This window comes from Variovorax rhizosphaerae (assembly GCF_037889975.1).
Lineage (GTDB): Bacteria > Pseudomonadota > Gammaproteobacteria > Burkholderiales > Burkholderiaceae_C > Variovorax > Variovorax rhizosphaerae.
Map to the genome: position 1 here is coordinate 20,157 of NZ_JBBKZT010000027.1, position 21,276 is coordinate 41,432.

Consider the following 21,276-nt stretch of genomic DNA (forward strand, 5'->3'; position numbering starts at 1 on the left):
TATGTAACATTAAGTTACAATTGGCCATGCGTGTTGATCAATTGCAACTCGTTGCCGTAGGACTGATACGGCACTTGGGTCCGCCACAAGACCCCGCGTCCGCTTAGCTGAGTTACTGCGCGCAGGTCGCCAGAACCTGCGCCATGGAACGTGCTGTGCAGTTCAAGTACGCGATGCGCGTCGCGGCCGCTGGATTCAACAGCCTGCTAGCTAGACTCCCCAACTCTTGAGTCGGTGTGGCTTTGCCATCCCGACTCAAATCCCCTCGGGGGACGGGCTGGGCGCAGCCCGGCCCTGGGGGCTCTTGACTCGGTGGCTTTGCCATCCCGACTCAATTCCCCTCGGGGGGCGGGCTGGGCGCAGCCCGGCCCCGGGGGCTCTTCAAGGCGAAGTGGATCGACATGTCACTGGATGCAGCAAGGATCAACCAGATCGCGGAGAAAGTCAGTCGCTATTTCTGCGACTTCCTCGACACCGACTTCAAGAGCGGCCAGGCGCCACGCCGCCGCATCACGCTGACCACGCCGGAAGGGTTCCGCTCGGGGATGCGGCTCGCGCCCTATCCCGCACTGGATCGCGAAGTCTGGAACCTGTTGAGCCGCCCGAGCGGCGAAGACCGCTCGCTCGACATGGTGCCGCGCAAGTACAACCGGCCCATCAGTGCCGTGCTCCAGAAGATCGTTCGCGAGCAGGTGCTGGCGATTGCAGAGGAGCAGATCGTTGCCGTGCGAACGGGTCTGCGCGCGGAAGTGATTGCGTCGCGCCCTGCTCCCTCCGCGGACGCAGAGGCCTGGATCGAAGCGACGCAAGCCGCGTTGCGCGCACTCATCAGCAAGTCGATCGTCCGCCCGCTCGTGACGCAGCTCGAGGGGCCGCTGAAGCAGCAGGCTTATGCGGTGATGGATTCACTGATCGCGGCCGAAGGCGACCTGATCCAGCGCGTCGGCGCGGATCTGGCCGAAGTGCTGCCCGACACGCTCGCCAAGTTCCTGGCCACCGGCAATCTGCAGCCTCTGGATGAAGCCCTCCAGGACTTCATCACCCGCGAGCACACGCACAACGCCTTGCTCGTCTTCTTCGACAACTTCGTTGCCGCCGACGGCTTCCTCGAATTCCGTGACCTGGAGACCTACGTCGCCAATGGCGACGGGATGCAGCTCTACCTCTACATCGGTTCGCTCCGCTACGAGAATGCCAGCTACCCGCTGCTGTTCGTTCCCATCGACATCGGATCGATGGAAGGCGGCGGCTACAGGCTCAGCCTGTCGAACCACCTGTTCGCCAATCGCAAGGCGATCGATTACGTGCTCGCCGCACTCGCCCAAGCGGCCCAGCGCGAATGGAGCAGCCCGGTGCGGGACCGGATCACCTACCTCACGCCGCAGCAGAGCATCTACGAGGTGGCCGGCGGGCTGTTCCGGCTCGTCGCCAATTCCACCGACCTGGGCGGCCAGATCGAACTCTCCCAGGTCGCCAAAGATGCGCGCACCTCGAAGGTGGGCATGTCCGCGGCGCTGCACTTCGCAGCCTTCGAGAAGGCCGACGAAGCACTGGTCAATGACTACGAGGAAATCATCGACCAGGCCAAGCGCGGCGGCTCGGCGATCGTCGATCTGTTCCAGGGCCTGGTCAGCCAGGTGCTGCAGGGCAACAGTGAATCCATCCGCACCGCCATCAACAAGGAATGGGACGACTTCCCGCTGGTCGACCGGGTGCTGGACGACTCGCCGATTCCACTCAACGAGGAGCAGCGCAAGGTCGTGCTGGCGACGCGCAGGGACGAAGGAAAGATCCTGGTCGTGGAAGGCCCGCCCGGCACCGGCAAGAGCCACACGATCACGGCGATCGCTGCCGACTGCGCCTTTGCGGGCCGCTCCTGCCTCGTTCTTTCGGACAAGGCGGAGGCTCTCGACGTCGTCGAGGAAAAGCTCAACGACGCGATGAACAAGGTGCGTCATGACCGGAACTTTCCGAACCCGATCCTGCGCCTCGGGCGGCAAGACGCCAACTTCAAGAAACTGACATCGACCGCGACCCTGACCCAGTTGCAGGCGTACTCGAAGGCGACGCAGGGCGCCACGCAAAAGTTGCAAGCCGAGCGCGCCGAGACGCACGCCGATCTCAAGGAGGCGGTCCACAAGACCGTGGATGTGCTGGGTGCGATCGAGTTGAGCGCGGTCAAGGCCCTGCACGATTGCGAGAACCAGCTGGCCGATGGCGCACCGGCCTTGCTCGACACGCTGCATTCCATCTGCCACGACGGCATCACCGAAGCCTTGCGCGTCGAGCTCCGTGCCGCTTCGACGAATCTCGACGCAGTCCTGGCGTACCTGGCCAAGGATGCAGGTCCGGCCACCACGGCCGAAGGCCTGATCGAAAGCACCCGGCTGGAAGTCTGCCTTCTCGACTTCCTCAGCGCACACAACGCAGACCACTGGAAGCTGCTGCCCCGCATGAAAGGCGCACAGATCAGGGCGCTGCAGGCCGATCTCCTGGCCTACGAGCAACTCCGCATGCCCTTGTTCGGCTACCTGTTCCGCGGCGGTGCGGTGCGCGCCCTCGAGCTGAAGGTCAACGAGCTCGGCGCGACGCGGCCTGTTGCATTGAAAGCCGACAAGGCCGCATTGGGCGCCATCGTCGAAGGCGGCAACAGCCTGCAGCTGAAACTTGAAGCGGCGTCGCTCGGGCAGCACTTCGACGACGCCTTTCGCCGTCTCGCTTCAGGCCAGCGGCCGCATCCCGCAGCGCGCGACACGGCCAGGCTCCTCGACGTCCTCCACCGGGTCAACCCGGCATTGCCGGAGGCCATGCTCGGCGCGGGAAAGCTGGAGATGTGGCCCCCAACGATCCAGTTGCTCGAACGCTGGACTTCGGTGGCCGGCGCATTCGGCGCGGCGCCGTTCTACGACTACGTCGGCACCAAGACCAAGCTGGAACGCATGAACACCTCGGTCATGAACGCTCATGTCGACGGTCGTCTCATGAAGTTCATGGACGACAACCGCGCGGATGCCAAGGCGCTCGCCGCCGTGATCTCAGCAAGACAGAAGTTTCCGGAAGAGCGCTTCGCCCAGCTTCGGGACTCGTTCCCGGTGATCCTGGCCAGCGTTCGCGAGTTCGGCGAATTCATGCCGCTCAGCCCGGAGATCTTCGACGTCGTCGTCATCGACGAGGCCTCGCAGGTGTCGGTGGCGCAGGCCCTGCCCGCCCTGCTGCGCGCCAGGAAGATCGTGGTGCTGGGCGACACCAAGCAGTTCTCCAACGTGAAGTCCGCGAACGCGAGCATTGCGCAGAACACGAAGTACCGCGCTGAGCTCGACAAGTACTTCCAGCAACACGTCAGCACAGCCACCGACGTGCTGCAGCGCCTGGCCATGTTCGACGTCAAGCGTTCGATCCTGGAGTTCTGCACCGCGGCCTGCTCGTACTCGACGATGCTCACGAAGCACTTCCGCTCCTACCCGGAACTGATCGGCTACTCGTCCAAGACCTTCTACAACGGCCAGCTCCAGGCACTGAAGATCAGGGCGCTGCCGATCGACGATGTGATCCGCTTCGCCAAGGTCGAAGTCGGACCGGGACACAAGGCCACGCGCGGCATCAACGAGGCGGAAGGCGAGTTCATCCTGGCGCGCCTGCTGGAACTTCTGGAAGAGGAAGAGCCGCCGTCGGTCGGCGTCATCACGCCGTTCCGGGAACAGCAGACCTGGCTGTCGAAGCTGCTGTTCAACCATGCGAAGGGCCAGGCCTTCGAAGACGTGCTGCGCCTTCGCGTGTTCACCTTCGACACCTGCCAGGGCAATGAGCGCAACATCATCTTCTATTCGATGGTCGCCAGCGCCGGCAACGACGCGCTGAACTACATCTTCCCGGTGACCTTGCAGGACGCGGAGCAAAGCGTCGAGGACAAGCTGAAGGTGCAGCGGCTGAACGTCGGCTTCAGCCGTGCGCAGGAAATGATCTGGTTCGTGCATTCCATGCCGCTGGAGAACTATCGCGGCGCCATTGCCAAGGCCCTGTCGCACTACGCGGGCATCCTCGAGCAACACGAGCCGGTCGCGCCCGGCGCGGAAGCCTTGACCGAGAGCCCGATGGAAGCGAGGGTCCTGAAGTGGATCCAGCAGACGCCCTTCTTCCAGGCGAATGCGCAGCACATCGAGATCCTTCCGCAATTCCCCATCGGCACCTACCTCAAGCAGCTGAACCCGACCTACCAGCATCCGGCGTGGCGAACCGACTTCCTGCTGACCTTTCGATCGGACAAGGGCGCGCTGCAGATCGTGATCGAGTACGACGGCTTCGAATTCCATTTCCAGAAGGGCAAGAAGGTGCACGTCGGCAACTACGAGCGCTATCTGGAGCCCGGTGACCTCGAGCGCCAGCTCACGCTGGAAAGCTACGGCTACCGCTTCCTGCGCCTGAACCGCTTCAACCTCGGACGGGACCCCGTTGCCACGATCAACGGCAGGCTGCTCGCGCTGGTGGAAGTCGCCCTGGGCGAGGTCGAGTCGGAAGCCGTTCACCAGATGCAGGAACAGGCCGCAGGGTTGTTACAGAAGGAAATGCAGCAATGCAGGAAGTGCGGGCAGATCAAGGAGCGCGAGGCCTTCTTCGACCTGGCGCTGAAGAATGGCGCCGGTGGCCATGGCCGCAACTGCATGCAGTGCAAGAGCGCCGGCGCGGCAGCGGTCCACCGCGACCTGGCCTCGGCTGCGAGGCATCGGCGCTGGGAGCGATAGGGGCTGGCTGCTTGGCGCAAGGGCCGTCGATGCGCGGACCTTGCGACTTCCGCGTCAGGTATCGACAGCGCTGGGGTGCGCTTCCCCCGTCGTCTGCTGCCTTTGCTCGACGCGCGCAGCCGCACGCCGCTCCTGATGACGCCCCAACGCAGTCGACAGCAGCGTCCACAGCAGCGCCACCGGCAGCGCACACAAGGCGATGGCGCCGATCTTCAGCCCCATCGCCTGCATGCTGCTGAACACCCAGCCATAGAGCGCATCGGAACCGCGATACACCACCACGTCGATCATGTTCTTGGCCTTGTATTTCTCCTCGCGCCCGACCACCGTGAAGAACACCTGCCGCGCCGGATTGGCGATGGCGAAGTTCATCCACCGCTGCACCACCTGGAACACCAGCACCACCATCAGCCCCGGGCTCCACCACAGCACCACGAAGCCGACCACATACACCGCAGGCAGCGCAGCCGCCGCGATGCCGGTGCCGAAGCGCTTGAGGAAGTGCCCCGTCGCGAACACCTGCGTGGCCAGCGTCAGCAGCCCCACGATCAGGTCGACGCTCGCGAAGATGCGCGTCTGCGCACCGGCGCCCTGCACGTTGGCGGACACCAGGTTCGCCTGCATCAGGTAGAGCATGGTCGCGCCGAAGGACAGCAGGCTCACCCACGCGGCGACGCCGAGCAGGTACGGCGAGCGCACCAGCCCCGACAGCCCCGCGAACACACTGCCGCCCACGCGCTGCGCCGCGTCGCGCCCCTGCCCCGCCCCCTGCGATACACCCGCGCTGCGCTCCAACCGCGACGCGCAGAACACCGCGATCTCCAGGAACACGATCGCCGCGATCAGCAGGTTGTGCGGCCCCAGCGGCACTGCCAGCGCGATGGTGATCACCGGCCCCAGCAACGCACCCGCCGTGCCGCCCGCACCGATGAAACCGAACAGCCGCTTGCCCTGCTCGCTCGTGTACAGGTCCGCCATGAAGGACCAGAACACCGCCACCGCGAACAGGTTGAACACGCTCACCCACACGAAGAACACGCGCGCCACGATCACCGGCGCGACGTCCAGCGCCAGCAGCAGCCAGAAGATCGCCAGGTTGAGCACGAAGAAGTGGTAGACGATGGGGATGAAGCGCGCCCGCGGCAGCCGCGCGACCAGCGCGCCATACACCGGCTGCGCCGCCAGCAGCGTCACGAAGGTCGCGGTGAAGAGCCACGGCAATGCACGCGTTCCGCCAGCGATGCCCATCTGGTCGCGCAGCGGTCGCAGCACGTAGTAGCCCGCCAGCAGCGCGAAGAAGTACCCGAAGGACCAGAGGGCCGCTGCCAGTTCCTGCGGCGTTGCAGGGACGGCCTTGCGCATCCAGCGTTGCAAGACGCCCGGCAGCCCGCCCTGGACCGCCGCCGTCATGGCGCCAGAGACAGCTTCTGCTTCAGTTCCGCCGCAGTCACCGACTGCCCATAGCCCGGCCCGCCACGCTGGAAGCGCTTGGCATCGGCCAGCTTGCCGACCACCACTGGATCGAAGCCGGCATCGCGCACCAGTTGCGCCGCCACCTTCACGGCATCCGGATCGTCACCGGCGATCGGGATCGCCAGCTTCGGATCGGGCCGGTTGGCCTCGCGCGCGAAGATCGTGTACGACATGGTGTTGAACGCCCGCACCAGCCGCGCACCGGACAGGTATTTCTGCGAGACGACGCCGATGCCCTCCTGCTCCACCTCGTCGGCCACGGATGACCCGTCACGCGAGGCCACCGCATTGCAGGCATCGAGCATGACCTTGCGGTTGAGCATGCTGCCATAGTCCTTGCCGATCTGCGGCAGCGCGCCATAGGGGACGGCGATGAAGAGGGCTTCGCCGAAGGCGATGGCCTCTGCGACGGTGCCCGCCTTGGCAAGCGGGCCGAGGCCGGCGACGAGGTCCTTGAGCTCCTCGGGATGGCGGGAGGAGAAGAGGACCGGGTGGCCGGCCTTGACCCAGAGGCCGCCGATGGTTCCGCCGATGCGGCCTGAGCCGATGATGCCGATGGGTATGGGCCGAGCGATTGCTTGGGCAAGTGCGTGGCTTGAACTCAGCGCGGCCACGACGCCCCACGCACCGGCTGCGCCGAGAATGCTCCGGCGTGAGCGATCGAAGGAATGATTTCGGCGCATCGAAAACCTCCTGCGTCCTGGCGAACGGTGGGCCCGGATTCAGCAGGCATCATGGTCCCAGGGCGCGAGGCGCGCAAGCGTGCCCTCCTTCCGCAACCTCACTGCCCAACAATGATCTGCGCAATGATCCCGGTCGCAATCGCAGCCAGAACGTAGTCTCCGCCCACACCCACCCACTGGTAGCCACGCTGCGGCGGATTCAGGCGATAGGCGCGGTAGTCGTTCACGACGTAGTTGCGGCCACGGTATTCGTTGGGCACGCGGCCACCTCGCCTCCATTCGGCATGCGGCTGCGGGTAGCCGCGGCGGTCGACTTGGCGGCCATCGCGATGGTCGCCGCGATCGTCGTTCCAGCGCCCGTTGTCATGGCGGCCGTTGTCATGGCGGCCGTCGTGGCGCGGACCACGTTGTTCATACCGGCCGTCGCGCCCATCGCGGTCCGGCCCTTGGCCGCGGTCTTGCGCAAATGCGCTGCCCAGGCTGGACAGTGCGAGCGTAGCGGCGATCACGGCGATGGTCTTGTTGGAACGGAAGGTCATGCTGAACTCCTTGTTTGGATGACGAGTTCAGTGTCGGCCGCGTGTGTGTCGCGCTGGTGCGGCGCGCGTGCTGCAATGTAAAGCTGGCGCCGGCCCCTCACCCGTTGGATGAAAACGCCATCAACCCGCCCGGCGCATCTGCACCGTTCGATGCTGCACGCGCAGTCGCGTCTCAGGACCTTGGCGCCCGCTCGTCCACGTCATCGCGACCGGAAAATCCGGCCGCACCGAACAAAGGGTTTTGCACAGCCAGCACGGGACGAGCCAGCCCGGTTGGAGCCAGCGGACTGCCGGGATCCGAAGCGCCAATCGCCCAATCCCAACAGAAGGCGGGCGTCAGCAACATGCACAGCGCTGCGACACCGCTCGGGGACAGGCGCCGCTTCCACTTCCAATAGGGCGAAAGAAAGCACATCCAAGCCCGCGCGCGCTCGCCATGGCGGAGGTAGCCTGTGGTCGCGACTTCCACGAGTTGTCGCAGCAGCCTCTTCCTGGCGTCGATGTGGGCTGGCGTGGAGACCTCCAGCTGCCGAGCGATCTCGAACATCAGGTGCACGTCCACGCCATGTCCTGGCTGTGTCGCCGACCCGGCCTGGACCCGATGGCGCCCCACATCCTCGGCAATGAATCGGCCAGAGGCGCCGCTGTTCGCGAGACGTACCGTCAAGCCCCAATCACCGACGTTGCCGTCGCGAGCGCCGGAGATCTCCGCGAGGTAGCTGGCGCGGCAAATCAGGAAGCCGTTCCGCGGGATGGCGCGCTTGAGACACCACTCGCGCACCGAGCGTACGGCACCGGGGCCGTCCTTCCCGAATGCCTTGTTGTCGGCGGCCGTGAGCGCGCGATCGACGTGAGCGTCCGCGTCCATGATCTGGCTGCGGCCGAACCAGATCTTCACGCTGCCGTCCGTCTCCTTGGCGCAGGCCTCGGCGAGCATGGCGAGGCCGCCAGGACAGAGTTGGTCCTGCTCGTGCAGGATCAGGATGTGGTCGAAGCGCGCGACGCGTCCCAGAGCGCATTGATCCGGATGGTCGCCACGGAGCGGGTCGTTGACGACATGGCGGACCAGCGCTGCGACCCCGCTGGCGGCGATCACCGCCCGGGCCCGGGCTCGAAGCGGCGCTGCATTGCTGTCGCCCACGATGATCTCGCCGATGTGGCGCCTGTCCTGTCGTGCGAGGCTTGCCAGGGCGTCCGCCAGAAGATCGGGGCGCAGTGACGTGGGCACAAGAACGGAAACCAGCATGAGCAACGTCCAGGTTCATGAAACACTAGTTCACATTTTGGCCATGACTCCGGACCGCCCGCAAGTGCCTTGCCTCCGGCCGCTTCAGTGCGCTGGGAACCTTCGTGCTGGCATTCGGCATGTGCACTGCCACCCGCGGGGCAATGGCTCCTCCAGGAACCGGGCCTTGGCGACCAGCGCCGCAGTGGCTTGCCCTGACGCCATGTGTCGGCTGGCGGAAGACGCGAGCTGGTCTGGCCCGGGCCATCACGGGCCGCGCGCCAGCGTCGAGATCGCCTGGAAGCCTAGAGGTTGTTCAACGAGGTGCGCAAGCCGGCGTAGTCGGTCGGCCCGTTGCTCTCCGAGGGATTGCCGGTCGCCGAAAGCCAAGCCGCGATGCTCGGCAGTCGCTTTTCGAAGTAGCACTGGAGGGGCGGCCAGAGGCCATCGGCATCATGCGGCTCGGTGACCTCGAGCGCCTCGACGCCCATCGAACGCAGGCTGGTCACCATGGCCAGCGAGCGGCCGTCCAGCAGTTGCAAGGTCACCTCGCGGCCCTGCGCGAGGATCTCCTCCAGGATACGGCGGTGCACCTTGTAGTCAGCCCAACTGCGCTTGGCACAGGCGTCGCTGAGTTCGCGAAAGACCCAGTGCATGTTCGACGCAAAGGCCGCCGCCACCTGCGCCGCCTGCCGTTCGCCCTGGCTGCCTGCCAGCTTTTGCAGCCGCACGCTCCAGCCCATGGCCAGCAGCACCCCGAAGACCTGGACCCACGCGGCCCATTCGCCCGCCGACTCGGGCCGGAATGCCCAGGCCGCAGCCAGGAGACTGAATGCAAGCGCAAGTACGGCCGGCAACCACATTCTTTGCATCTCTAGACCTTCCGGACAAGGCAACAAGTCATTTCGATGATCCCTGCCTGGACACCCTGCCAGCGCGGCCTGCGGAAAGACACCCCTCGCGCCCGCGCATCGAGCACGACCCTCGCATCCGCTTCACGCACCGCGCGGACCTTCCCGGCCGAACATCCGGCGGATCGCCGCCACGCCAGCCACCAACGCGTTGGAATAACTGACATGGGCATCCGCGGACGCTTCCAGCGGCAAGTAGGACAGCGAGTCCGCGGCAGCGTCTTCCGCGCTATCGGCGCCTTCCATCAAGACCCAATAGAACTCACCGTCTTCCAGTTCGTGCACAGTCAACGCAATGTTTCGGAGTTGGGACATCAGAAGGACAAAATTACAGTGTCGTGGGTTAATAACGCCCGGTCATCGTAGTCAGGACCACCCTCCTACGCCTAACCACAAAGTCACGGTAACTTCAAAATGTGACAAACAGTAAGTAAATAAACATCGTTATTACACACGATTGGCCACATCCCCGCGAGAAATGAGTGCCTTTTGTTTCTTTTCCTACAACTTTTTCGTGGTTGAAAGCCTACGCTGGTCACCGTCTGAACAAGGAGCCAACCATGAAACACCTCGTCGTCGATTCCCACATGCGTTCGGCCCTGGGCGGCGCGTTCTATCCCACCGGATATTCCATGCTCATGTTTCCGGACGGTGAAACCGCCCGGCAGGTCGGCAAGCGGCTGATCGACAGCGACGTGAGCGGCGACGACGTGTACCTGGTGCCACCGGAGGAAATCCTCTCGCAGATCACACCGACGGTGCACGATGGCGACAACCCCCTCCCCTCCGCCGGCACCGACGGCGCCACCGTGCGCGCCTTCACCAAGCTTGCGCTCGACGGCCACACCGGCCTGCTGGTCAGGACGCCCGACGCCAAGGCCGCCGAACGCATGATGGAGATCGTGCGAACGGTGCCGTACTCGATGGCGCAGCGCTATCGCACGCTGGTGATCGAGGACTTGTAGCCACCTGAAGCGCCTGTGGCGGTCAGGACGGCTCCCAGAGGCGGCTGCGCTTGCGGACAGTCCAAGCTTGGCTGGGGGAGGCTTGCAGTCGCGGCCCTCCAGCCTCTGGAGTCGATGTGGCTTCGCCATCTCGACACAATCCCCCCGCGGGGGCCCCGTTCGTGGGCACCCACGGAACCGGCTTTGCCGGGCCGTTGGGTGCGCCCCCTTGAGGGGGAGGCGCCGCAGGCGCATCGGGGGTGGGCCTTCATTTCAATCAAGCCGGCGCTGCGCGCCGAACGACTTCGCGCGTCATGGCCTGCGCGAGTTCCTGCTCGCCGAGGAAGAACACGATGGCGCTGTCCTCGCGGGAAAGCAGCGCGGCTTCTTCCTCGTTGCGGCTGCGCACCACGGTCTGGATGCCGGGGTTGAGTGTTCGTGCCGTCTCGATCATCTGGCGTACATGCAGGGTGTCGGCCGTCGCGATGACCAGCACCCGCGCGCGCGCCACGTGCGCCTGGATCAGCACCGACGGATCCGCCGCGTCGCCCCACACCGCTGCCATGCCGCTTTCCCGCAGCTTCTCGACCAGCTCGCGGTTCTGCTCGGCCACGACGAAGGGCAGGTCGTGCGCCGTCAAGGCCGCGGCGATGCGACGGCCGACGCGTCCATAGCCCACCAGCACGACCTGCCTGGACAGATAGCGGGCATCGGTCGACATGGGCAGTTCGGCGAGGGGGTCCGAACGCGCGTCGAGGTCGCGTGCCAGCGAAGAGCGTGCGCGCAGCCACTTCTGCATCGGCGCAATCGCGCTGAACCACAGCGGATTCGTCGCGATGGAAATCAACGCCCCGGCCAGGATCAGGCTCTGCCCCTCGGCCGACAGCAGGCCCAGCGACATGCCCAGCCCGGCCAGGATGAAGGAGAACTCGCCAATCTGCGCCAAGCTCGCGCTCACCGTCAGCGCCGTGTGCAGCGGATAGCGCAGCAGCAGCACCAGCAGGCAAGCCGCCATCGACTTGCCGACCACGATCACGCCCACCACCGCCAGCACCTGCAGCGGCCGCTCGATCATCACCATCGGATCGAACAGCATGCCGACCGACACGAAGAACAGCACGGCGAACGCATCGCGCAGCGGCAGGGACTCCTGCGCCGCCCGATGGGCAAACTCGGACTCGCGCATCACCATGCCCGCGAAGAACGCACCGAGCGCGAAGGAGACGCCGAACAGCGCCGCCGATGCAAATGCAATGCTGACCGCAGCCGCCACCACGCAAAGCGTGAACAGCTCACGAGAGCCCGTCCGCGTCACCTGCCACAGCACCCAGGGGAACACCCGCCGCCCGACCACCAGCATCAGCGCGACGAAGCCGCCCACCTGCAGCAGCGTCAAGCCCAGCGTCTGCCAGACCGGCTCGGACGTCTCCACCGCCCCGCTGCCGCCCAGCGCACCCGCCAGCGGCGGCAGCAGCACCAGCACAAGCACCATCGCCAAGTCCTCCACCACCAGCCAGCCGACCGCGATGCGACCGGTAAAGGTGTCAAGGATGCCGAGCGTCTCGAGCGCGCGAAGCAGCACCACGGTGCTCGCCACCGACAGCGCCAGGCCGAACACCAGCGCCGCCCCCAGCGACCAGCCCCACCAGACGGCCAAGCCCCCACCCAGCAGCGTGGCCACCGCGATCTGCACCAGCGCACCCGGCACCGCAATCTTGCGCACCGTCAGCAGGTCGTCGAGCGAGAAGTGCAGCCCGACACCGAACATCAGCAGCATCACGCCGATCTCGGCCAGCTGCGCGGCAATCCCCGCATCGGCCACGAAGCCTGGCGTGAACGGGCCGATGATGACCCCGGCGAGCAGATAACCCACCAGTGCCGGCAGGCGCACGCGCACCGCGATGAAACCGAGAATCAGCGCCAGGCCGAGGCCTGCCGCGATGGTGTTGATCAGGGAAACGCTGTGGGGCATCGACCCATTCTGCAAGATCGGTGCATAACCTTTCCAGATGGCGATCTTTTCGTTCCTGGCGTCCTGCCTTGTCGAGGCCGGCATGCAGAGGTCGATCGATGCACCGGCCACCTTGGCGCCATGTCGCGCCCGGCAGCACATCCGGCGCACCAACAGAAAAACCCGCCGAAGCGGGTCTTGCTGACGGGGGCGCAGACCGCCGCTCAGTGCATGTGCAGGCCGCCGTTGATCGAGAAGTCGGCGCCAGTGGAGTAGCCGCCTTCGTCGGTGGCCAGCCACGCGATGATCGAGGCGATTTCGCTCGGCTTGCCCAGGCGCTTGACCGGGATCGTCGAGATGATCTTGTCGAGCACTTCCTGGCGGATGGCGTTGACCATGTCGGTGCCGATGTAGCCCGGGCTCACGGTGTTGACCGTCACGCCCTTGCCGGCCAGTTCCTGCGCCAGCGCCATCGAGAAGCCGTGCATGCCGGCCTTGGCGGCCGAGTAGTTGGTCTGCCCGGCCTGGCCCTTGGCGCCGTTGACCGAGCTGATGTTGATGATGCGGCCCCAGCCCTTTTCGACCATGTCGCCGACCACCTGCTTGGTGACGTTGAACATGCTGTTGAGGTTGGTTTCGATGACGGCGCTCCAGTCCTCGGGCGACATCTTCACGAACATGCGGTCGCGCGTGATGCCGGCGTTGTTGACCAGCACGTCGATGCTGCCGTGTTCGGACTTGGCGTTGGCGAATGCGTCAACGGTGGACTGCCAGTCGCCGACATTGCCTACCGACGCGTAGAAATCGTAGCCTTCTGCCTTCTGCTCTCCCAGCCACTTGGCGTGGTCGCGCGTGGGGCCGCATCCGGCGATGACAGTGAATCCATCCTTGTGGAGCCGCTGGCAGATTGCGGTTCCGATGCCACCCATTCCTCCAGTGACATATGCGACTTTCTTGCTCATGAATCTTCCTTGGTTGATGGCTATTTGCGGACCCCGGACTTTAACGAACTTAGGGGTTAAACCAGTCAGGAAAACACCGACGCGAGAGTGAAACCATCTGTCACATCGGCTTCCTATACTGATCCAATGTCATCGATCGAACTGGCCGGCGTTGCCAAACACTGGGGCGACGCGGCCGCGTTGCACGCGGTAGACCTGCGCATCGCATCCGGTTCCTTCTGCGTGCTGCTCGGGCCCTCGGGCTGCGGCAAGTCGACGACGCTGCGCATCATCGCGGGGCTTGAAATTCCGAGCAGTGGCAAGGTCATCATCGATGGCCAGGACGTCACCGGATTGCCGCCCGCCAGGCGCGGCATCGCGATGGTGTTCCAGAACTACGCGCTGTTTCCGCACTTGAGCGTGGCCGACAACATCACCTTCGGGCTGTCTGTCCGGGGCATGCCCGCCGCTGAACAGGCCACGCGGCTAGGCCAGACGGCCGAACTGCTGGGCCTCGGCGCACTGCTGGCGCGCAAGCCCTCGCAACTCTCCGGTGGACAGCAGCAACGTGTTGCGCTGGGTCGCGCGCTGGTGGCCCAGGCCAAGGTGTGCCTGATGGACGAGCCGCTGTCCAACCTCGATGCCCAGTTGCGCCAGGAGATGCGGCGCGAGTTGCGCGACCTGCAGCGTCAGTTGGGCCTCACGGTCGTCTACGTCACGCACGACCAGACCGAGGCGATGAGCATGGCCGACCAGGTGGTGCTGCTCAACAAGGGCCGCGTCGAACAGACCGGCACGCCACGCGAGTTGTACGCGCGGCCGGCCAGCACCTTTGCGGCGCGCTTCATTGGTACGCCACCGATGAATTTGGTCGCGCTCGACAGCGGTCGCATCGCCGGCAGCGACGTGGCCGTCGGCGTGGGCGGCGCGACGCTGGGCGTGCGGCCGGAGGCTATTGCCATCGGCGCGGATGGCATTCCCGCCGTGGTGCAGGACGTCGAGTACCTCGGCGCGGACATGGTCCTGCGCTGCGCCATCGGCAGCGAATCCCTGCTGGTGCGCGCGGACGGCCAACGCCATTGCGAGGCCGGCGAGCGCGTCGCCCTGCGCTGGGCTGACACGGATGCCCACGCCTTCGACGGCGACGGCCTCCGCATCGCCTGAAATGGAAGCCCACCCCCGCAGCGCCTGCGGCGCACCCCCTCAAGGGGGCGCACCCAGCGGCCCGGCAAAGCCGGATCCGCGGGTGCCCACGAACAGGCATTGCTCGCCCGGGTTTTCACACGTCGCGGGTCATGCGATAGCGTGGTGAAAAACTGATTCGAACACCGATTTTTTTCAACGGAGCTGGAAAGACATGCAACGCAATACCTTCCTCAAAGCCCTCGCCTGCCAGGTCGTCGCGGGCGGCGCATTGCTCGGCGGAACCTCGGCCGCATGGGCCCAGGCGCCCGTCGAGGTGCAGTTCTACTACCCCGTCGCGGTGGGCGGTCCGATCGCCAAGACCATCGATGGATTCGCCGAGGGCTTCATGAAGGAGAACCCCGGCATCAAGGTCACGCCGATCTACGCCGGCACCTACCAGGAGACCATCGTCAAGGCGCTCACCGCGCACAAGTCGGGCACGCCGCCGGTCACCTCGGTGCTGCTGTCCACCGACATGTTCACGCTGATCGACGAAGACGCCGTGGTGCCCTTCGACAACTTCGTCAAGACCGACGATGACAAGGCCTGGCTGGGCGGTTTCTACAAGGCCTTCATGATGAACAGCCAGACCGGCGGCAAGACCTGGGGCATTCCGTTCCAGCGTTCGACGGTCGTCATGTACTGGAACAAGGAAGCCTTCAAGGAGGCCGGCCTCGACCCCAACAAGCCGCCGACGAACTGGGCCGAACTGAAGGACGCCGCGACCAAGCTGACGAAGAAGGACGCCAGCGGCAAGGTCACGCAATGGGGCGTGCAGATCCCCTCGAGCGGCTTCCCCTACTGGCTGTTCCAGACGCTGACCACGCCCAACGACGCGATCCTCGCCAACGATGCCGGCACGCAGGTCAAGTTCGACGACCCGAAGGTCATCGAGGCGCTGCAGACCTGGGTCGACCTGGGCAAGGCCGGCATCCACCCGCCGGGCGTGGTCGAGTGGGGCACCACGCCGAAGGACTTCTTCGAACGCAAGGCCGCGATCATCTACACGACCACCGGCAACCTGACCAACATCAAGGCGAATGCGAAGTTCGACTTCGGCGTGGGCATGATCCCGGGCAACAAGCGCAAGGGCTCGCCCACGGGCGGCGGCAACTTCTACATCTTCAAGAAGTCCACGCCGGCGCAGCAGGAAGCGGCCTTCAAGTTCGCCAAGTGGGTGACGCAGCCCGAGCGCGCAGCGCAGTGGAGCATGGACACCGGCTATGTCGCCGTGTCGCAGGCCGCCTACGACACGCCGACGCTGAAGAAGTACGGCGCGGACTTCCCGCCCGCACTGGTGGCGCGCGACCAGTTGCCGGTGTCGGTGGCCGAGTTCTCGACGCATGACAACCAGCGCGTGACCAAGGCGCTGAACGACGGCTTGCAGGCGGCGCTCACCGGCACCAAGACGCCGGCACAAGCGATGAAGGATGCGCAGCAGGAAGCCGACCGCATCCTGCGTAGCTACAAGTAAGTCGGCAAGCATGACCAGCGGCAGCCATTCCTCACGCCAGGCCGTCCACGCCTGGCTGATGCTGCTGCCCGCGCTGGTGCTGCTGGTCAGCTTCACGCACTGGCCTGCGGTCTCGACCTTGTTCGACAGCTTCTTCTCCACGCCGAAGGGCGCGCGGCCCGGCGTGTGGGTGGGCCTGGAGAACTACGAGGTCATGGCCGGCGACCCGGTGTTCTGGAAGGCGGTGCGCAACAACCTCGCGTTCGCCGCCGCCACCATCCCGTTTTCCATCGGCCTGGCGCTGGCGATGGCGCTGTGGGTCAACGAGCGCATCGCGGGCCGCGCCTTCCTGCGCATGGCGTACTTCACGCCGACCGTGCTGCCGATGATCGCGGTGGCCAACATCTGGCTGTTCTTCTACACGCCGCAATACGGCTTGCTGGAACAGATCACCGGCGCGCTCGGCCTGCCCTCGCACAACTGGCTGGGCAGTCCGAGCACCGCGCTCGGCGCCGTCACGGTGGTGGCGATCTGGAAGGAGGCCGGCTTCTTCATGATCTTCTACCTGGCCGCGCTGCAGACCATGAACCCGAGCCTGCGCGAGGCCGCTGCCATCGAGGGCGCGTCGCGCTGGTACTTCTTCCGGCGCGTGCAATGGCCGCTGCTGATGCCGACCACGCTGTTCGTGCTGGTCAATGCCTTCATCAACGCCTTCCGCATGGTCGACCATCTCTTCGTGCTGACACGCGGCGGGCCGGACAACGCCTCGACGCTGCTGCTCTACCACCTCTACGAAGTCGGCTTCAGCTTCTGGGACACGGCCTATGCATCGGCGATCACCGTGGTGCTGATCGTGGTGCTGGCCGGCATCGCGCTGTTCCAGTTCTTCGTGCTGGACAAGAAGACGCACTACCAATGAAGGCTGCTCGCCTCACGTACAACGAACCCGGCTGGCTCGACACGCTCGCAGCCTGGGTGCTGGCGCTGCTGTGGATCCTGCCGCTGGCCTACGCGGTGTGGACCGCGTTCCACCCGGCCGAGTATTCGACGCGCTTCGCCCTCGCCGCACCGCTCACACTCGACAACTTCGCGCGCGCCTGGGCGGCTGCCCCCTTCGCGCGCTACTTCCTCAACACCACGCTGCTGGTCGGCATGATCCTCGCGGTGCAACTGGTGCTGGCCACGCTCGCTGCCTTCGCGTTTGCGCGCTACGAGTTCCGCGGCAAGAACATCGCGTTCGCCCTGGTGCTGGTTCAGCTGATGATCATGCCGGACATCCTGCTGGTCGAGAACTACAAGTCCATGGCCCGGCTCGGCCTGGTCGACACGCTGGTGGCCATCGGCCTGCCCTACTTTGCTTCGGCCTTCGCGATCTTCCTGCTGCGCCAGACTTTCATGGGCATCCCCAAGGAACTCGACGAAGCCGCGCGCGTGGAAGGCGCGAGCGCCATGCAGACGCTGTGGCGCGTCTACGTGCCGCTGGCCAAACCGGTCTACACCGCTTTCGCGCTGGTCTCGGCGAGCTTCCACTGGAACAACTTCCTCTGGCCGCTGATCATCACCAACAGCGTAAACGCACGGCCGCTGACGGTGGGGCTGCAGGTGTTCTCATCGGTGGACCAAGGCGTGGACTGGTCCGTCATCACGGCTGCTACGCTCATGACCTCGGCGCCGCTGCTCATCGCCTTCCTCCTTTTTCAAAGGCAGTTCGTCCAGAGCTTCATGCGGGCCGGGATCAAATGATGCAACTCATCACCTGGAACACCCAATGGTGCCGCGGCCTCGACGGCGTCGTGAGCGCGCAGCGCATCGTCGACGGTGCACGCGCGATGGCCGACTTCGACGTCCTCTGCCTGCAGGAGATCGCGCAAGGCTTCGACAACATGCCCGGCGCGCCCGGCGACCAGCCTGCGGAGCTGGCGGCGCTGCTGCCCGGCTTCCAGGTCTTCTTCGGCGCGGCGGTCGACGAGTTCGATGCGCAAGGCAAGCGCCAGCGCTTCGGCAACCTCATCGCCACGCGGCTGCCCGTGGCGCGCCTGCAGCACCATCCCCTGCCGTGGCCGTCCGACCCCAGCGTCTTCAGCATGCCGCGCATGTGCACGGTCGTGACCGTGCGCGATCCGGTGCTGGGCCCGGTGCGCATCATGACCACGCACCTCGAGTACTACAGCCAGACGCAGCGCCTGGCGCAGGTGCATGCGTTGCGCGAGTTGAACGCCGAGGCCTGCGCGCAAGCCGCCGCACCGCCCAAGGCGGAGACCGAACCCTCGCCGTTCCAGCCCAAGTTGCACACGCCGCACGCGATCGTGTGCGGTGACTTCAACCTGACGGTGTCCCGGCCCGAGGCCCTCGTCTCCGCGCCCGAGTACCAGGCCATTCATCGCGCCCATGCCCACGGCCGCCTGCAGGATGCCTGGCCGCTGGCGCATGGCGACACGCCCCATGCGCCGACCTTCCGCCTGTTCGACCGCACCTACGGCCCTGACCCGGTGACGGCCGACTTCGTCTTCGTGAGCGACAGCCTTGCACCGCGCGTTCAACGCGTCGAGGTCGACCTGCAGTCGCGTGCCTCCGACCACCAGCCGGTGCTCATCGCGCTATAAGTACCCGATGCACGCTACCCGACACCTGCCCGATTCACGCTATGCGGTGATGCGCCTGATCGTGACCATGCTGCTCATGACCGTGGGCAGCAGCGGCATGTACGTGGTGTCGGTGGTGCTGCCGGCCGTGCAAGCGGATTTCGGCGTCGCGCGTGCCGACGCGTCGCTGCCCTACACGCTGCTGATGATCGGCTTCGGCGTCGGCGGCGTGGTGATGGGCAAGCTGGCCGACCGCTTCGGCGTGATGTGGCCCTTGCTGCTCGGGGCCGTGGCGCTCGGTCTGGGCTATATCGCCTGCAGCTTCGCGGGCGGCATCGTGTCCTTTGCCATCGTGCAGGCCTTGCTGGTGGGCCTGCTCGGCAGCGCCGCAGTCTTCGCGCCGCTGGTGGCCGACACCTCGCTCTGGTTCGTGAAGCGGCGCGGCATCGCGGTGGCTGTGTGTGCCAGCGGCAACTACATCGCGGGCGCGATCTGGCCGCCCATCGTGCAGCACTTCATCGAGACGGTGGGCTGGCGCACCACCTACTTCGGCATGGGCGTGTTCTGCGGGCTGGCCATGGCCGGGCTGGCGCTGTTCATGCGGGAGCGGCCGCCGCTGGAAGTCCCGGTGGCCACACCAGCCGCCACGCCCGGCCGCGTCACCATCGGCCCTTCGATGCAGCCCTTCGGCCTCAGCCTCGGCATGGCGCAAGGGCTGCTGTGCGTCGCCGGCACCGCCTGCTGCGTGGCGATGGCGATGCCGCAGGTGCACATCGTGGCCTACTGCAGCGACCTCGGCTACGGCGCGGCACGCGGTGCGCAGATGCTGTCGGTGATGCTGGCCTTCGGCATCGTCAGCCGGCTGGTGTCGGGCTACATCTGCGACCGCATCGGCGGCCTGCGCACCTTGCTGCTCGGCTCGGTGCTGCAGTGCGTGGCGCTGGTCCTGTTCCTGCCCTTCGACGGATTGGTGCCGCTGTTCGTGGTGTCGGCCCTGTTCGGCCTGTTCCAGGGCGGCATCGTGCCTTCCTACGCAATCATCGTGCGCGAATACTTTCCACCGGCCGAGGCCGGCGCGCGCGTGGGCACGGTCATCATGTGCACGCTGCTCGGCATGGCGCTGGGCGGATGGATGTCAGGCAAGGTGTTCGACCTGACCGGGAGCTATCACGCGGCGTTCATCAACGGCATCGCGTGGAACCTGCTGAACATGTCGATCGCGGTGACGCTGTTGCTGCGCGTGCGGCGGATGCACTCGGCCGCTCTGGCGACGCCTTGAATCCTCACGCACCAGGCACGTCAAACGTGCGCGCAATCGCGGCAAGCCTCGTTCCACGGGTTCCGCGGCGCCCGTGAATCGACTCTCTTCATGAACCCGAAGCGGTGACTGCGCTGCCGCGGTTTCGAGCGCTTCACCATCGGCATCATGCTGGTGTAGGTCAATGCCGGCGGAGCCTTGATGGCACCGGCCCGCAACAGGTCGAACGACAGCGCGACGTTGCATTCCATGTCGTTCGACTCCAGGCACTTCCATACGTAGTCGTGCGCAAAGACGACCAATGCGCGGTCCGGCGCTGCGACGACGAAATGCTCTTCCTCGCCCAGGGTCACGCAGATCCATTCCCAGCCGAATTCGCGCACCATCTGGTTGCCCCACACCGTGCCCAGTGCTCGGGCTGCAACGGCGTCGTCAACTTCGAAGCTCTTCGTCGGTGCAAACAGCAGCGGACCCTGCGCCGCCTGGATGAAGTCGTCGATCCCGGTCACGATGACGGACATCCGGCTGCATGGGACATCCGAGATCATGTTGAACCCGGTGGCAGCGTAGTCCTTGAACAGTGCATGTTCCTGGACAGTGAGTGAGCGTTCGGAGGTAGGCATTTGAAACCCTTGTTGGTTGGAACCTAGATTGTCCAAAACTAAGGGTTTCTACTCAGCAGGCTGCGGCTGACAGAGGCCCCTGAAAATTCCGAAGTTCAAGTCGCCAGGGTCGGCGTGCCGAATCCTTGTTCCGTCGCTTCGCACGCCGCTTCGCTCGACGGGCCCGATGCGCCCAGGTTCCGGATGATGGCTTTCAGGCGGTCGGCAGCCCAGCGCTTGGGCGGAACAGCCTGCGACGGCGCAAGCTCATTGCAGGGCGAGCTGACCCATTGCATGACGCTCACATAACTCAATGGGGCTTGCGCAGGAAAGGCATTGGCCCGCAACTGGTCGAAGGCAGGCCTGATCGCGCAACCCATCTCGAGGTTGAGGCAGGCTTCCACGTATTCCGCCGCGAAGACGGCGAGGGAGCGGTCCGGCTGCACGACGACGAAGTGCTCCTCGCCTTCGAACATGAGGCAGATCCATTCCCAACCGAAGACACGGACGAGTTGGTCGCCCCACACGGTGGCCAACGCGCGCGCGGCCCCGGTATGGCTCGGCCTTTCGACGCCTTCGCGGCGCAGCGACCACTGGCTTTCCTGCTGGCGCTGGTGCTTTTCGACGAATGCCTGGAGGGTGGTGACGATGCGCATGGGCGACGCGTCACGCTCGCCACCGATCATCTGGTTGCCGATCACGGCATATTGGTTGAACTCGCGTTGCTCCCCGGCGGTCAGGGCGCGTTCGTACGTAGGCATTCAAGAACCTTTCTGGATGGATGTCGGAT

Annotated in this window: 19 protein-coding genes; 9 read left to right on the forward strand and 10 right to left on the reverse strand. The window is 65.5% G+C overall.

What is annotated here, in order from left to right; genetic code table 11:
* The first annotated feature begins 401 nt into the window (after positions 1-401).
* Positions 402-4,739: an AAA domain-containing protein gene (locus WKW82_RS34455; RefSeq protein ID WP_340347537.1), complete on the forward strand. Its 4,338-nt coding sequence runs from the start codon at positions 402-404 to the stop codon at positions 4,737-4,739.
* A 54-nt stretch (positions 4,740-4,793) separates the two neighbouring features.
* On the opposite strand, the gene WKW82_RS34460 is transcribed toward WKW82_RS34455, so the two are convergent.
* The 4 genes from WKW82_RS34460 to WKW82_RS34475 form a co-directional block, all read right to left on the reverse strand.
* On the reverse strand, positions 4,794-6,149 hold the full coding sequence (locus tag WKW82_RS34460) for an NTP/NDP exchange transporter (RefSeq protein ID WP_340347538.1): 1,356 nt from the start codon (positions 6,147-6,149) through the stop codon (positions 4,794-4,796).
* A complete protein-coding gene (locus WKW82_RS34465) occupies positions 6,146-6,895 on the reverse strand; it encodes an NADPH-dependent F420 reductase (RefSeq protein WP_340347540.1) in 750 nt (249 codons plus the stop codon). The genes WKW82_RS34460 and WKW82_RS34465 overlap by 4 nt, the downstream gene beginning before the upstream one ends.
* Before the next feature lie 98 nt (positions 6,896-6,993).
* Entirely contained in the window at positions 6,994-7,434 is a 441-nt protein-coding gene (locus tag WKW82_RS34470) for an RcnB family protein (protein WP_340347541.1), read from the reverse strand.
* Between the two features lie 172 nt (positions 7,435-7,606).
* Positions 7,607-8,371, reverse strand: coding sequence for a hypothetical protein (locus WKW82_RS34475; RefSeq protein WP_340347542.1), 765 nt, complete (start codon positions 8,369-8,371; stop codon positions 7,607-7,609).
* Between the two features lie 21 nt (positions 8,372-8,392).
* Between WKW82_RS34475 and WKW82_RS34480 the strand changes: the two genes are divergently transcribed.
* Positions 8,393-8,653: a hypothetical protein gene (locus tag WKW82_RS34480; protein WP_340347544.1), complete on the forward strand. Its 261-nt coding sequence runs from the start codon at positions 8,393-8,395 to the stop codon at positions 8,651-8,653.
* A 311-nt stretch (positions 8,654-8,964) separates the two neighbouring features.
* Here WKW82_RS34480 and WKW82_RS34485 read toward each other — a convergent pair whose 3' ends face one another.
* A complete protein-coding gene (locus tag WKW82_RS34485) occupies positions 8,965-9,531 on the reverse strand; it encodes a hypothetical protein (protein WP_340347545.1) in 567 nt (188 codons plus the stop codon).
* A 123-nt stretch (positions 9,532-9,654) separates the two neighbouring features.
* Complete coding sequence (locus tag WKW82_RS34490) at positions 9,655-9,885, reverse strand: hypothetical protein (protein WP_340347547.1); 231 nt, start codon at positions 9,883-9,885, stop codon at positions 9,655-9,657.
* A gap of 245 nt (positions 9,886-10,130) precedes the next feature.
* Between WKW82_RS34490 and WKW82_RS34495 the strand changes: the two genes are divergently transcribed.
* The gene (locus WKW82_RS34495; RefSeq protein WP_340347548.1) at positions 10,131-10,535 is read left to right on the forward strand and encodes a hypothetical protein; all 405 of its coding nucleotides are present in this window, start codon (positions 10,131-10,133) and stop codon (positions 10,533-10,535) included.
* Between the two features lie 256 nt (positions 10,536-10,791).
* Here the strand turns inward: WKW82_RS34495 and WKW82_RS34500 are convergent, their stop codons facing one another.
* Both WKW82_RS34500 and phbB read right to left on the reverse strand, forming a co-directional pair.
* On the reverse strand, positions 10,792-12,486 hold the full coding sequence (locus WKW82_RS34500; RefSeq protein ID WP_340347549.1) for a cation:proton antiporter domain-containing protein: 1,695 nt from the start codon (positions 12,484-12,486) through the stop codon (positions 10,792-10,794).
* Between the two features lie 203 nt (positions 12,487-12,689).
* Positions 12,690-13,427 (reverse strand): acetoacetyl-CoA reductase, encoded by a 738-nt coding sequence (phbB, locus tag WKW82_RS34505; RefSeq protein WP_340347550.1) that lies wholly within the window; start codon positions 13,425-13,427, stop codon positions 12,690-12,692.
* 126 nt (positions 13,428-13,553) lie between these two features.
* On the opposite strand from phbB, the gene WKW82_RS34510 reads away from it, so the two are divergent.
* From WKW82_RS34510 to WKW82_RS34535, 6 genes are all read left to right on the forward strand, one after another.
* Positions 13,554-14,570: an ABC transporter ATP-binding protein gene (locus WKW82_RS34510; protein ID WP_340347552.1), complete on the forward strand. Its 1,017-nt coding sequence runs from the start codon at positions 13,554-13,556 to the stop codon at positions 14,568-14,570.
* Positions 14,571-14,763: 193 nt separating this feature from the next.
* Positions 14,764-16,065, forward strand: coding sequence for an ABC transporter substrate-binding protein (locus tag WKW82_RS34515; protein ID WP_340347553.1), 1,302 nt, complete (start codon positions 14,764-14,766; stop codon positions 16,063-16,065).
* A 10-nt stretch (positions 16,066-16,075) separates the two neighbouring features.
* Positions 16,076-16,963: a carbohydrate ABC transporter permease gene (locus WKW82_RS34520; protein ID WP_340347554.1), complete on the forward strand. Its 888-nt coding sequence runs from the start codon at positions 16,076-16,078 to the stop codon at positions 16,961-16,963.
* The gene (locus tag WKW82_RS34525) at positions 16,960-17,787 is read left to right on the forward strand and encodes a carbohydrate ABC transporter permease (protein WP_340347555.1); all 828 of its coding nucleotides are present in this window, start codon (positions 16,960-16,962) and stop codon (positions 17,785-17,787) included. Before WKW82_RS34520 ends, WKW82_RS34525 begins: the two co-directional genes overlap by 4 nt.
* On the forward strand, positions 17,787-18,647 hold the full coding sequence (locus WKW82_RS34530) for an endonuclease/exonuclease/phosphatase family protein (RefSeq protein WP_340347556.1): 861 nt from the start codon (positions 17,787-17,789) through the stop codon (positions 18,645-18,647). Before WKW82_RS34525 ends, WKW82_RS34530 begins: the two co-directional genes overlap by 1 nt.
* 7 nt (positions 18,648-18,654) lie before the next feature.
* On the forward strand, positions 18,655-19,905 hold the full coding sequence (locus WKW82_RS34535) for an MFS transporter (protein WP_340347557.1): 1,251 nt from the start codon (positions 18,655-18,657) through the stop codon (positions 19,903-19,905).
* A 20-nt stretch (positions 19,906-19,925) separates the two neighbouring features.
* Here WKW82_RS34535 and WKW82_RS34540 read toward each other — a convergent pair whose 3' ends face one another.
* Positions 19,926-20,507 (reverse strand): DUF3806 domain-containing protein, encoded by a 582-nt coding sequence (locus WKW82_RS34540; protein ID WP_340347559.1) that lies wholly within the window; start codon positions 20,505-20,507, stop codon positions 19,926-19,928.
* A gap of 95 nt (positions 20,508-20,602) precedes the next feature.
* On the reverse strand, positions 20,603-21,247 hold the full coding sequence (locus tag WKW82_RS34545) for a hypothetical protein (RefSeq protein WP_340347560.1): 645 nt from the start codon (positions 21,245-21,247) through the stop codon (positions 20,603-20,605).
* Positions 21,248-21,276 lie beyond the last annotated feature (29 nt).